The sequence below is a fragment of the Marinomonas primoryensis genome, from assembly GCF_013372285.1.
GTDB lineage: Bacteria > Pseudomonadota > Gammaproteobacteria > Pseudomonadales > Marinomonadaceae > Marinomonas > Marinomonas primoryensis.
In genome coordinates this window covers 381,692-394,759 of record NZ_CP054301.1, presented here as the reverse complement: position 1 = coordinate 394,759, position 13,068 = coordinate 381,692, and the positions used below count along the sequence as shown (strand labels likewise).

Here is a 13,068-nt window from a genome sequence, read left to right as displayed (position 1 = left end):
ATACAAGCTTATATCGGCCTCGGCAGCAATCTTGACAACCCAATGGCGCAACTTGATCGCGCCATTGAAACCCTAAAGAAGCACGATCGCTTAAACGCTTTTCGTGTTTCTTCTATTTACGGCAGCAAGCCCGTTGGTCCTCAAGATCAACCAGACTACATTAATGCCGTCGCATCATTCGAAACCGACCTAACCCCTATTGCTCTACTCGACATATTACAAAGCATAGAACAAGCTCAACGCCGAGTAAGAGAACGCCATTGGGGTCCGCGCACCCTTGATTTAGATCTGTTATTGTACGGGTCAGAAAAAATACAATTACCTCGACTAACTGTACCGCATACCCACATGCTAGAAAGAGGGTTTGTCATCAAACCACTCAACGATCTTGCACCTAAGATGCGCTTAGAAAATGGCAAAACCGTTACCGAGCAGTTACACCAACTTGATACCAGCGATTTGGTTCTTATCAAAGAAGAATAAACTATGTATTCAGATAACTCACAAAGAAAGCTTACCAAGCCAGTTACTTTATCTACTCTCAAAAAGATGAAAATTGATAAAGAAAAAATCACCTGCCTCACATCCTATGACGCGTCATTCACCAATGTCATGAATGTTGCTGGCGTTGAAACCATTCTTGTTGGTGATTCCTTAGGCATGGTCATACAAGGCCAAGACAGCACGCTTCCTGTTACTATTGAAGACATGTGCTATCACACAGCGGCCGTGAAACGAGGCAACACCAATGCCTTCATCCTAGCCGACATGTCGTTCATGAGTTACAGCAAACCTGAGCAAGCACTCGACAATGCCGCAAAACTCATGCAAGCCGGTGCGAGCATGGTCAAACTAGAAGGCGGAAGCTGGCTTGCCGACACTATAAGACTATTAAGCCAACGCGGCATTCCAGTGTGCGCCCACTTAGGATTAACCCCTCAGTCTGTGCATAAATTTGGCGGCTATAAAGTTCAAGGCAAAAGCCAAGAATCCGCTGATTTATTACTGAAAGAATCTCTTGAACTGGTTGAAGCAGGCGCTGACATCTTGCTTTACGAATGCATCCCAACCGAACTTGGTAAAACACTAACCGACGCCGTTCCTGTACCGACCATAGGCATAGGCGCTGGACACCACACTGACGGCCAAGTTTTGGTAATGCACGACATGCTCGGCATTAACTTAGGCCACACACCAAAGTTCGTCAAAAACTTCTTAACCGATGGCCGTAATGTCACAGAAGCCTTTGAAGCCTATGTTAAAGAAGTCAAAGACACGACATTCCCAGGACCAGAGCACGGATTCAAACAATGAAAACTTTTCACACCATCGCCGAACTTCGTGCTGCCCTGAAAATAGAGCGCCTACAAGACAAAAGCATTATTTTTGTGCCGACCATGGGCAACTTACATGACGGACACATGTCACTGATTCGTCGTGCTACCGAAGAAGGCGATGTGATCGTTTCCTCTATTTTTGTTAATCCAATGCAGTTTTCTGCAAACGAAGACCTAGAGCGCTACCCAAAAACGCTTGAAGAAGACAAACGCGTCTTACAAGCAAATGGCTGTCATTATCTATTTGCACCCGATGCCCTAGAAATGTACCCAGATGGCAAACGTAGCCAAACTCAAATTGAAGTCATTGGCCTATCCGATATCCTTTGTGGCGCATCACGCCCAGGGCATTTTGTTGGTGTCTCTACCGTAGTGACCAAATTGTTTAACATTGTTCAGCCAGACTGTGCCATATTCGGCAACAAAGACTTTCAGCAATTAAAAGTCATTGAAGACATGGTTCGAGACCTAAGCTCTAACGTACGAGTGATCGGCATCGATACTGCGCGTAATGACGACGGCCTTGCTATGAGTTCACGCAATGGCTATTTAACCAAAGAAGAAAGGCACATCGCACCGACGATGTACCAAACCTTGTTATGGGCGAAAGACGCCCTAATAACAAACAGTGCGAGTCACGAGGACATCCGCGAACAAGCTCTACAGAAGCTTGAAGCGGCTGGATTCCGTCGTGATTATTTCGAGATCCGCGCACAAGATAATTTGCAAACACCGTCAGAGGAAGAGAAAAGCCTAGTCATTTTGGCTGCGGCATACCTAGGAAGCGCACGCTTGATCGATAACTTGCGTGTAGAACTTGCTTAACTCACTTTAAGACCGAGGGAGATTGTAATGCGCTCACCCACAGAACTAACAGCTTGGAAAAAGTTGGCCGACCACCAACAAGAAATGAACTCTGTTGATATGAAATCCTTGTTTGAAGCAGACCCAAAACGTGCTGAGAAATACACCACTCACGCGGCAGGCTGGACTCTTGATTACGCCAAAAACCGCGCCAACGAAAAAACCTTATCTCTACTCACAGATCTCGTAAAAGAAGCAGGACTAGAAAATGCCATCAAAGGTATGTTCAGCGGCGCGCACATCAACAACACAGAAGACCGCTCTGTTTTGCACATCGCCCTTCGTGCTAGCCAAGCTCAAGAATCGCTCATGGTGGATGGCGTTAACGTCTTAGAAGAAGTCCGTACCACACTAAAACAAATGGAAAAATTTGTTGCGCAACTGCACAGCGGCGAATGGAAAGGCCATAGCGGAAAAACCATTACGGATGTAGTTTCTATCGGCATTGGCGGCTCTTACCTTGGGCCAAAAGTGGTTGCAGAAGCTCTGACACCGTACAAAAAAGACGACATCAAAGTACACTTTGTTGCCAACATCGATGGTTCTGACATTACCGGCAAGCTAAAACAGCTGAACCCAGAAACCACTGTTTTTGTTATCTCATCGAAAACCTTTGGTACATTAGAAACCTTATCTAACGCCAACGCAGCACGTGATTGGTTCCTAAGCAATGGCGGGTCTGAAGCGTCAGTAAGCAAACACTTCGCGGCCGTTAGCTCGAACGTGAAAAAAGCCGTTGCCTTTGGTATGGCAGAAGAAAACATCTTCCCAATGTGGGATTGGGTTGGCGGACGTTACTCACTTTGGTCAGCGATTGGCTTGCCAGTAGCAATTGCCGTTGGCATGGACAACTTCTATGAATTGCTAGACGGCGCTCACCAAATGGATGAGCATTTCCGTACCGCACCGTTTGAAGAAAACCTCCCCGTTATCATGGGCGCACTTGGCGTGTGGTACATCAACTTCCACAACGCACAAACCCATGCCTTGATCCCTTACGATCACTACCTACGCGCCATGCCAGCTCACATACAACAGCTCGACATGGAAAGTAACGGTAAATCTACACTATTGAATGGTGACGGTGTAGAAACCGACACCGGCCCCATCATTTGGGGTGGCGCTGGCACCAACGGCCAACACGCTTACCACCAGTTATTGCATCAAGGCACCCGCCTTGTTCCTGTGGACTTCATTGTCCCATTGGCAAGCCACAACCCAATTGGCGAACACCACACACAATTGTTTGCTAACTGCCTAAGCCAGTCGCAAGCCTTGATGGTCGGTAAAACCCTTGAGCAAGCACAGCAAGAACTTCGTGATGCCGGTGCAACAGCTGAGCAAATCGCCAAGATTGCACCGCACAAAGTGATCAAAGGCAACCGCCCAAGCAACACCCTACTAACGGATAAAATGACACCAGCGGCCGTTGGTGCCTTGATCGCCCTCTACGAGCACCGTACTTTTGTACAAGGCACGATTTGGGGCATCAACTCATTCGACCAATGGGGCGTCGAACTTGGCAAAGTATTGGGAACCGACATCTTCAACCACCTTGTTAGCGACAGCGACAACAGCGCACTGGATGCTTCTACCCAAGCACTGATCCAAGCGTTCAAGAAAGCTCAAGCTTAACAGCTCAACCTTTCATACAGCGCCAATAAAAACACCAGCCTCGGCTGGTGTTTTTGCTTTCTCTGTTCCCTCCCCTTCTCTCTTCAAGGGGAGGGTTAGGGAGGGGTTATTGAAAGCGAAGCTTTCATGTAAGTCACGGCTTCAGCCCGACAACCTCTCCACATGGCACCAAGCCAAGTATCGTTTCTCTCTCGAAACTACCGCCTACCTCATCAAAACGCCGCTTGGCTTTTTACCCAAGTATCGTTAAAGTGTCTTTAAACTCAAATATATTAAAAGACCCATTCATAATAGCATTAGGTATTTATGAGTCATTCTGAGAACTAAATAATGAAAGATTTTATCAAAGAGCTACTAGAGCGTAATTCACATTTAACACTTCATAATGCCAACGAAGCAGAAACGAGAAAAAAATTAATAGATAAAATTATTGAAGAAGTTTTAGATTGGAAAGATTTTGATATTTCATATGAAGAAAGGGTATCGGAGGATGGAAATACAACTTTTGCGGACTATATAATAAGAACTGCAGATATATCAATATTAATTGAAGCTAAAAGGATCGGAGATTCATTCAACACAATACCAAATCAAAAGAGAGTGAAACTTTCTGGTCAAATTATGGAGGGTAAGACTGGGGATGCTATAAAACAAGCCAGAAATTACTGCAGAAAAAAATCTATACCTTTTGCAGTTGTTACAAATGGTAGCCAATGGATTCTCTTTCCTGCTGTTCGAACTGACCAAGTTAGTTTTTCATCGTCTTACGCAATAGTTTTCGACTCTCTAGAAAGAGTCTTAGGTGAAGAATCTGAATACTTTAAAAGTCTCTTATCTAGAGATGGAGTCATTGATGGTAATTTGGCAACCGAACTTATAGGGAGAAATACAGATCAATTTGAAGAACGAAGACTGAACAGATTTTTTAAAGGGTCTGGGACAAGATCAACAAACCCGATATACCCCCTAATAGAAAACGAAGTTATAAGTGCTTTTTCAGACTCAATAATAAATTCAGATAAAGATCTGCTCGAAAAATGTTATGTAAAAAATGCAGATAGACAAAAATTTGATAACAGAATAAAAATGCACTTACAGAAGAGAGAGCCTTTATTTTCATCTCAACCTAAACGACCTATGAGAAAAAGAGAGTCAGCGTCATTATTTAACTCTATTACTGCCGCCTCTTCAAATTCTCGCCCTTTAGCAATATTGATTTTAGGTACTGTAGGAACGGGTAAAACTACCTTTTTACAATATACAAGAAGAGTTGCATCAGAGTCATATTTTGAAAAATCTAATAATGAATTATATCCACATTGGATTGATATAGATTTTAGAAACTTCTCGCAAAATGAATCACCAATAAATTTCATATATTCCTCATTATTCGAATATATTAAAAATGATGATTATTTTAGTGATTATAATAGGTCAATTAAAAATGCTTACTCAGAAGATATTAAAGCATTAAAAAGTGGCCCTATGTTCCTTCTTTCTAAAAACCAAGACAACTTCAATGAAAAAATCACTGAAGTTATTATGGATGATTACAACAAGGTTGCTCCATATGTCGACAAATTAATAAAATACGGCGCAGCACAGAGCCCAGTTTTTTTGGTAATTGATAATATTGACCAATTTGAAGATGACGAAACACAGTCTAATATTTTTTCTGATGCAATAGCACTGGCTGGCCGGTTAAATATTAATTTAATCATTGCTATGAGAGAGTCGACTTATGTAGATCATAGAAACTCACCTACATTTGATGCTTTTGACTTCGATCCGATTCATATTGAGCCTCCAGAGATCCCAGCGGTACTTTCAAGACGCTTTTTCTTAACCGGACAAATGTTATCTGAAAAGAAAGGAAGTTTCACTGCTTTAAATGGTGCAGATTTCAAGGTAGATGACCTATCTGTATTTATAGATATAGTAAAAAGCTCAGTACTTGGAACCGAAATAGGCGATAGAATTGATGTTTTATCTAATCATGACGTTCGTCTTGCATTAAGAATGACTCGAGAATTTTTAGCTAGAGGCTATACTGACCCTGCAAAAGCATTACAAACATTCGGGTCAACAAAAAAATATACTCTACCTAAGCAAGAAGCTTTTAGATCAATACTGTTAGGAAATCAATCTGTATACAGTGAAGAATATTCTGTTATTGGTAACCCTTTTGATTCTAGACTAGGGAGATCAAACGGAGAATTACTTCGTATGTTTGTGCTTGGCGCATTAGTTAAACACAGTAGCAATACTGGAAGTGGATCTCTTGATGGGCCAACTATCAGAGATAATTTAAAAGCTATAGGGTTCTCTGAATCAGATACAATCGATGTATTATCCGATTTATGTGAAAAGAGGTTTATTCATACTAAATCACATGGAAGAGCAGATCTTTCTAGTAGTTATTTTGCGAGTAGACTTGGTGGTCATATAATAAGAAGTTTACTTTCTGACTTTACCTTTGTAGAGAATATATTAATGGATACGTTCATTTCAGATAAAGCAGTTTGGGAGGTATTAAAATTACTCTCTCAGCAGATTACAGATGAAAGGAATGTTGTAGATAGACTTAAACTCAGAGCATCTAGGTGCAGAAGTTTTTATTCTTACATGATCACTCAATATAAACCTCTACTGGAGGAGGCAACCAGAAGAAGTCTTGACCCTACGTGGCTAAGCAACCCATTGGAGGAAATGCTTAAAGAACTGGAAGACAATATGCAGAAAGCTATTGATTCTGCTGAACGTAATTACGGAAATAATAAGCCTAAGAAAGCTTAAATCACTATTCAAATAGTGTCTAAGTCGGTCAAATAAACTATATATAAAAGATTCAACACTTTTACAACAGATCTAATAAAAAAGGACGGCTCCCTTAACTCTTCGACGTAATAAAAATTAAAGACCAAAGAAAAAAGTGCGAAAACTAAAACCTCAACCCATATCTCGCATTCCTGCCGTCACCTCCTAAGCGACATAAACACTCTTTCTCAACCAAGCCAACAAGATCACGAGTTGCGGTGGCTTTGGAGCTACTGGTGATGCCCATGTATTTTTATCGATATTGAGCCAATTATGCTGTTATTCGGCTCAATATATGGTGATTTTTTGGCCGAATAAATTAGATTTTCTAGCTCAATCTTCTTTATTCAGTATTAGGGTAGATACAGCTCCCCTCCTTTCAGTGCTATTCTTTCACTTAATCGAGGAGGACATACAATGACTCAAGTAAACAGAAACATCGTTGAAGATGCATTATCACTCTCAATGAACGAACGGGTAGAGCTTGTCGAAAAGCTACTTGAAAGCTTAGATACACCGAATGCTGAGCTAAACGCTATTTGGGCGCAGGAGTCAGATGCTCGCATTGAAGCGTATGATAAAAAGCAACTTAACTCTAAACCCCTCTCTGAAGTGCTAAGCAAATATAAATGAACGTGGAATTTTTAAGCATTGCTAGAAAGTCACCTGTTTACATCAATTTCAACCCATATCTCACATTCCTGCCGCCGCCTTCCAAGCGATATAAGCAATTTTTCTCAACTAAGTCGACGAGGTCTCGGGCTGCGGTGGCTTTGGTTCTTAGGCTACCGCCAATAACATGATTTTCTCATTGAGTAGTGATGCGCATCACGCTACACTTCACTCATGATTAAATCATTTAAACACAAAGGCCTTAAGAAGTACTTTGAAACAGGCAGTGCTTCCGGTATTCAAGCAAAACATAAAAGTAAGTTACGTATGCAACTTACTGCGATTGATACCGCCCAAGAAATTGATGACATCAATTTACCCGGTTTTAAGTTACATACCTTAAAAGGTGACCGTGATGGGATTTGGTCTATTACTGTAAACGGTAATTGGCGCATTACTTTCGAGTTTATTGATGGCAATGCTTATATTCTAAACTATGAGGACTACCACTGATGAGTATGCATAACCCTCCGCACCCAGGTGAATTCATATATGACGTCTACCTTGAACCTTCAGGCCTGAGTTGTCGGTATTTAGCCAAACAACTGGATGTTGCTTCTTCGACCTTGAATCGAGTTTTAAAAGGTCAAAGTGCTGTATCACCAGAAATGGCTCTGCGTTTATCAAAAGCATTAGGCAGGACTCCCGAAAGCTGGTTAGCTATGCAAGACAATTATGATCTTTGGCATGCAAAGCAGCATCTAAATTTAGCCAATGTCCATGAAGTGAATTTCGCAATGACTTGAAACCTAAAAGGCTAGAACCCTTTGCTCGATTTGCTAATTCAAATAGCCACCCCATATCTCGCATTCCTGCCGCCACCTTCTAAGCGGCACAAGCACTCTTTCTCAACCAAGTCGCCAAGATCACGAGTTGCGGTGGCTTTGGAGCTACTGGTGATGCTGATGTATTTTTTTGCGCTTAGCCCGCCTTCAAAGCCGTCAGAGCCAGCATTGAAAAGCTTATTGAGCACTTTCTGTTGGCGTTCGTTCAGTTCGGTATGTTTATGTTTTTCCCAGAATTTGGCTTTCTTCAATGCAAAGTCAACTTTCTGAGCAGCTTCTTGTTGCGCCAGCAGAACCGAGTCGACGAACCATTTCACCCAGTCGGTAATGTCTAAATTGAACTGGCTGGCTTTGTTCAGTCCGTTGTAATAGGCGTTTTTGTCTTTCTCTATGATGGTCGACAAGCTAAGTAATGGCGGTCGATTCAGGTCTTGAGCCAACGCCGTTTCGGCAATCGCTCGCCCTACTCGGCCGTTGCCATCATCAAATGGGTGAATAGTTTCAAACCATAAATGCGCAATAGCCGAACGTACTGGCCCAGAAAGAACGATATCTCGCTCTACTTTTAATGGGTTAGAGCGGTTAAACCAATCTAGAAATCGGCTTATTTCTGCATCGACTTGATTTGATGGTGGCGCTTCGTAATGCACTTTTTCATAACCAATCGGACCAGAGACGATTTGCATAGGCTCTTCGGAATCTCGCCATTGACCAACTTTTAGGTTACGAGGCAGTAGACTATTTTCTTGTTGTAGAAGAACTAATTGATGCCAATGAAACAAAGTAGATTTTATGAGTTCGCCAGCAAAGCCATTACGCACGTCGACCATCAAGGCCGCCACTCCTTCTGCCAGCGGATCAGCGACTCGTGTTGGAGGATTACTCAAGCCTAAAAAGTTTTTGATGGAGGAACGCACGTCTTCACGATTCAAACGCTCGCCTTCTATCTGGCTGGTGTTGATGGCTTCGCTCACCATGAGATCGATATACGCATCATACTGCAAAGTATTTTCAAGCTGACTCATTCCACCAGACAAACGCCCAGCCTCTAACGCGTACCGATACAAAGCGTCTCGACATTGCGTGTCATCAAAGGTGAAGTTTGGCCAATCAGGGTGCCGCCAGCTGTATTTCATAGTATGAGCCGAATAAAGTAATTATTCGGCTCATACTTTTACTCCACATTTCTCAGACATAAAAAAACCACGATGTTTTCGCATCGTGGCTTTTAGAAGTCAGTCTAGTATCAATTACAAATACTGAACTTTCTCAATTTCATACGTCGCTTCGCCGCTTGGAATTTTGACAACAACTTCGTCGCCTTCTTCTTTCCCAATAATGGCTTTTGCGATAGGTGAAGCGTAAGAGATTTTCTTAACCTTCACATCCGCTTCGTCGTCGCCGACTATTTTGTACGTTACCGTGTCTTCAGTATCAACATTAAAAAGTGTGACTGTGGTGCCAAAAATCACTTTAGACGATGCTGGTACAGATTTCACATCAATAACTTGTGAATCAGACAGCTTGCCTTCGATCTCTTTAATACGACCTTCAGCAAAGCTCTGTTCTTCACGAGCGGCATGATATTCTGCGTTTTCTTTTAAGTCGCCATGCTCACGAGCGGTTGCAATATCTGCAATCACGCGAGGACGAACTACAGTTTTCAGGTGGTTCAGCTCGACTCTAAGGCGCGCTTCACCCTCTACTGTCATTGGTACTTTTTTCATTATTTCCCCAAGTGCAAATCTTGCAATCTTCTGACTTTCGTTTCGCCAGTTAAGCCAATCGCCAAGCTAGTCGCCTCTGCGCCAGCCAATGTTGTAGTGTAACAAACCTTACGCTGTAATGCTGTACGACGAATCACAGAAGAATCTGTAATCGCTTGCGTACCAGACGTGGTATTGATGATGTAATCAATCTCGCCGTTCTTCATCATATCAACAATGTGTGGACGACCTTCGTTCACCTTGTTGACTTTACGCACAGCAACACCGTTTTCAGTTAGGTATTTCGCGGTGCCTTCGGTGCCGACCAAGTCAAACCCTAGGTCCGCTAAGCGACGAGCAACTGCAACCGCGCCTTCTTTGTCCACATCACGAACACTGATGAAAGCACAACCAGACGTTGGTAATACCGTACCACCACCAAGCACGGCTTTACCAAAGGCTTCAGCGAACGTATCGCCAACACCCATGACTTCACCGGTAGATTTCATTTCAGGCCCAAGGATCGGATCGACGCCTTGGAACTTATTGAATGGGAAGACGGCTTCTTTCACGCTGTAGTAAGAAGGAATAATTTCTTTAGTGAAGCCAAGCTCTTCCAGTGTTTTACCCGCCATAACCAAGGCAGCCACTTGCGCCAAAGAACGACCAATACACTTAGAGACGAAAGGTACTGTACGTGAGGCACGAGGATTCACTTCGATCACATAAATTTCGCCATCTTGCACTGCAAGCTGAGTGTTCATCAAGCCAATAACACCAAGTTCAAGCGCCATGTTTTTAATCATGTCACGGATGTCGTTTTGAACATCGTCGGACAATGAGTAAGGTGGCAAAGAACACGCCGAGTCACCAGAGTGAACGCCCGCTTGTTCAATGTGCTGCATGATGCCGCCGATCACGACTTGATGGCCATCAGAAATACAGTCGATATCGATTTCAATCGCCGCATTCAAGAAGTGGTCAAGCAATACTGGACTGTCATTAGACACTTTAACAGCGGTTGTCATATAACGATTTAGATCTTTCTCGTTATAGACGATTTCCATCGCCCGGCCGCCCAATACATAAGAAGGACGAACCACCAGCGGATAACCAATCTCAGCCGCTTTCACAGCCGCTTGTTCAACACTGCGAACCGTCGCGTTATGTGGCTGTTTGTAGCCCAAACGCTGAATCATGCTTTGGAAACGCTCACGATCTTCTGCACGGTCAATAGACTCTGGCGTTGTACCAATGATTGGCACGCCTTCATTTTGCAATGCGCGAGCAATTTTAAGAGGTGTTTGACCGCCAAATTGTACGATCACGCCTTTTGGTTTTTCTTTACGGACGATTTCTAATACGTCTTCTAGCGTGACTGGCTCGAAGTACAAACGATCAGATGTGTCGTAGTCCGTCGATACCGTTTCAGGGTTACAGTTCACCATAATGGTTTCGTAACCTTCTTCGCGAAGGCCTAATGCTGCGTGGACACAGCAGTAGTCAAATTCGATGCCTTGACCAATACGGTTTGGGCCGCCACCAAGGATGATGATTTTGTCTTTATCCGTTGGCGCCGCTTCACACTCATCTTCATAAGTGGAATACATGTAAGCCGTGTTGGTCGCAAATTCCGCTGCACAGGTATCCACACGCTTGTAAACTGGGTGGACGTTCATCAAGTAACGACGCTCACGCATCGATTTTTCAGTCACACTCAATAAACTTGCAAGACGTGAGTCAGAGAAGCCTTTACGCTTCAATCGACGAATCACATCGTACGTCATGTCCATCAGACCTTTGTCCGCCAATCCGGCTTCTTCTTTGATCAAATCTTCAATCTGTACCAAGAACCAATGATCAACACCGGTCGCTGCGTAAATTTCATCAACCGTCATACCGGAACGGAAGGCGTCACCGATGTACCAAATACGATCTGAACCCGGAGACTGAAGCTCGTAAGAAAGCTTTTCTTTGCTGTTTTCTTCAGAAAAATCCAACTGAGGATTGAAGCCATCAGAGCCCACTTCCAAACCACGCAAGGCTTTTTGCAAAGACTCTTGGAAAGTACGGCCAATCGCCATCACCTCACCAACCGACTTCATTTGCGTCGTTAAACGATCGTTCGCTGTCGGGAATTTTTCGAAGGTAAAACGCGGAATCTTCGTTACAACGTAATCAATTGCAGGCTCGAAGCTGGCGGGTGTTTGACCGCCCGTAATGTCGTTCTGCAATTCGTCTAGCGTGTAACCAATCGCCAATTTCGCGGCGATCTTGGCGATAGGGAAACCCGTTGCTTTGGACGCCAATGCCGATGAGCGAGACACACGAGGGTTCATCTCGATAACCACCAAACGGCCTGTTTTTGGGTCCATACCGAATTGTACGTTTGAACCGCCAGTCTCGACACCGATCTCACGCAATACCGCCAAAGAGGCGTTACGCATGATTTGATATTCTTTATCCGTCAAGGTTTGCGCTGGCGCCACAGTAATGGAATCACCGGTGTGAACGCCCATGGCGTCAAAGTTTTCAATCGCACAAACGATGATGCAGTTGTCTTTTTTGTCGCGGACAACTTCCATTTCGTACTCTTTCCAACCGATCAAAGATTCATCGATTAGTAATTCGTTGGTTGGAGACAAGTCCAAGCCACGCGTACAGATTTCTTCAAACTCTTCCATGTTATATGCGATACCGCCGCCGGTGCCGCCCATGGTGAAAGAAGGGCGAATAATACAAGGGAAACCTAAATCCGCTTGTACCTTGACCGCTTCTTCCATGTTGTGCGCGATGCCAGCACGTGGACAATCAAGACCAATCGCCTTCATCGCTTTGTCGAAGCGATTGCGGTCTTCCGCTTTATCGATCGCGTCGGCTGTCGCGCCGATCATTTCAACATTGTATTTGGCAAGCACGCCGTGACGCTCAAGATCCAACGCACAGTTCAGTGCCGTTTGGCCACCCATGGTTGGTAGCACGGCATCTGGACGCTCTTTCTCAATAATTTTCTCAACCGTTTGCCACTCAACCGGCTCAATGTACGTTGAGTCCGCCATCGCTGGATCTGTCATGATAGTGGCTGGATTTGAGTTCACTAGGATAACGCGAATGCCTTCTTCTCGAAGGGCTTTACACGCTTGGGCACCAGAGTAGTCAAATTCACAGGCCTGACCGATAACGATAGGACCTGCACCTAAAATTAAAACGCTCTTTATGTCAGTACGCTTTGGCATAGTGTTTCGTTCCGCT

The 13,068-nt window shown here is 43.8% G+C and carries 11 protein-coding genes; 8 read left to right on the top strand and 3 right to left on the bottom strand.

The window, feature by feature from the left end; all coding sequences use genetic code 11:
- From folK to MP3633_RS01775, 8 genes are all read left to right on the top strand, one after another.
- Complete coding sequence (gene folK, locus MP3633_RS01810; protein ID WP_217909076.1) at positions 1 to 483, top strand: 2-amino-4-hydroxy-6-hydroxymethyldihydropteridine diphosphokinase; 483 nt, start codon at positions 1 to 3, stop codon at positions 481 to 483.
- A gap of 3 nt (positions 484 to 486) precedes the next feature.
- On the top strand, positions 487 to 1,314 hold the full coding sequence (gene panB, locus MP3633_RS01805) for a 3-methyl-2-oxobutanoate hydroxymethyltransferase (protein ID WP_176334240.1): 828 nt from the start codon (positions 487 to 489) through the stop codon (positions 1,312 to 1,314).
- Positions 1,311 to 2,162 (top strand): pantoate--beta-alanine ligase, encoded by an 852-nt coding sequence (gene panC / locus MP3633_RS01800; RefSeq protein ID WP_176334239.1) that lies wholly within the window; start codon positions 1,311 to 1,313, stop codon positions 2,160 to 2,162. Before panB ends, panC begins: the two co-directional genes overlap by 4 nt.
- 27 nt (positions 2,163 to 2,189) lie before the next feature.
- Positions 2,190 to 3,836, top strand: a complete 1,647-nt coding sequence (pgi, locus tag MP3633_RS01795; protein ID WP_176334238.1) for a glucose-6-phosphate isomerase — start codon at positions 2,190 to 2,192, stop codon at positions 3,834 to 3,836.
- A gap of 330 nt (positions 3,837 to 4,166) precedes the next feature.
- Positions 4,167 to 6,632, top strand: a complete 2,466-nt coding sequence (locus MP3633_RS01790; RefSeq protein ID WP_176334237.1) for a P-loop NTPase fold protein — start codon at positions 4,167 to 4,169, stop codon at positions 6,630 to 6,632.
- A gap of 438 nt (positions 6,633 to 7,070) precedes the next feature.
- The gene (locus MP3633_RS01785; RefSeq protein WP_176334236.1) at positions 7,071 to 7,286 is read left to right on the top strand and encodes an addiction module protein; all 216 of its coding nucleotides are present in this window, start codon (positions 7,071 to 7,073) and stop codon (positions 7,284 to 7,286) included.
- A 213-nt stretch (positions 7,287 to 7,499) separates the two neighbouring features.
- Positions 7,500 to 7,778 carry a type II toxin-antitoxin system RelE/ParE family toxin gene (locus MP3633_RS01780; protein ID WP_148830867.1) on the top strand — a complete coding sequence of 93 codons (279 nt, stop codon included), beginning with the start codon at positions 7,500 to 7,502 and terminating at the stop codon, positions 7,776 to 7,778.
- Positions 7,778 to 8,071, top strand: coding sequence for a HigA family addiction module antitoxin (locus tag MP3633_RS01775; protein ID WP_176334235.1), 294 nt, complete (start codon positions 7,778 to 7,780; stop codon positions 8,069 to 8,071). The genes MP3633_RS01780 and MP3633_RS01775 overlap by 1 nt, the downstream gene beginning before the upstream one ends.
- Positions 8,072 to 8,109: 38 nt before the next feature.
- Here MP3633_RS01775 and MP3633_RS01770 read toward each other — a convergent pair whose 3' ends face one another.
- From MP3633_RS01770 to carB, 3 genes are all read right to left on the bottom strand, one after another.
- On the bottom strand, positions 8,110 to 9,246 hold the full coding sequence (locus MP3633_RS01770; protein WP_176334234.1) for a Fic family protein: 1,137 nt from the start codon (positions 9,244 to 9,246) through the stop codon (positions 8,110 to 8,112).
- Between the two features lie 114 nt (positions 9,247 to 9,360).
- Positions 9,361 to 9,837: a transcription elongation factor GreA gene (gene greA, locus MP3633_RS01765; RefSeq protein WP_112136128.1), complete on the bottom strand. Its 477-nt coding sequence runs from the start codon at positions 9,835 to 9,837 to the stop codon at positions 9,361 to 9,363.
- Positions 9,837 to 13,052 (bottom strand): carbamoyl-phosphate synthase large subunit, encoded by a 3,216-nt coding sequence (carB, locus tag MP3633_RS01760; protein ID WP_176334233.1) that lies wholly within the window; start codon positions 13,050 to 13,052, stop codon positions 9,837 to 9,839. The genes greA and carB overlap by 1 nt, the downstream gene beginning before the upstream one ends.
- Between the last annotated feature and the right edge of the window lie 16 nt (positions 13,053 to 13,068).

Bases quoted from the DNA above. Each gene is read 5' to 3' on its own strand.
- panB (WP_176334240.1), top strand. From the start codon at position 487: ATGTATTCAGATAACTCACAAAGAAAGCTTACCAAGCCAGTTACTTTA.
- panC (WP_176334239.1), top strand. From the start codon at position 1,311: ATGAAAACTTTTCACACCATCGCCGAACTTCGTGCTGCCCTGAAAATA.
- pgi (WP_176334238.1), top strand. From the start codon at position 2,190: ATGCGCTCACCCACAGAACTAACAGCTTGGAAAAAGTTGGCCGACCAC.
- MP3633_RS01790 (WP_176334237.1), top strand. From the start codon at position 4,167: ATGAAAGATTTTATCAAAGAGCTACTAGAGCGTAATTCACATTTAACA.
- MP3633_RS01785 (WP_176334236.1), top strand. From the start codon at position 7,071: ATGACTCAAGTAAACAGAAACATCGTTGAAGATGCATTATCACTCTCA.
- MP3633_RS01780 (WP_148830867.1), top strand. From the start codon at position 7,500: ATGATTAAATCATTTAAACACAAAGGCCTTAAGAAGTACTTTGAAACA.
- MP3633_RS01775 (WP_176334235.1), top strand. From the start codon at position 7,778: ATGAGTATGCATAACCCTCCGCACCCAGGTGAATTCATATATGACGTC.
- MP3633_RS01770 (WP_176334234.1), bottom strand. From the start codon at position 9,246: ATGAAATACAGCTGGCGGCACCCTGATTGGCCAAACTTCACCTTTGAT.
- greA (WP_112136128.1), bottom strand. From the start codon at position 9,837: ATGAAAAAAGTACCAATGACAGTAGAGGGTGAAGCGCGCCTTAGAGTC.
- carB (WP_176334233.1), bottom strand. From the start codon at position 13,052: ATGCCAAAGCGTACTGACATAAAGAGCGTTTTAATTTTAGGTGCAGGT.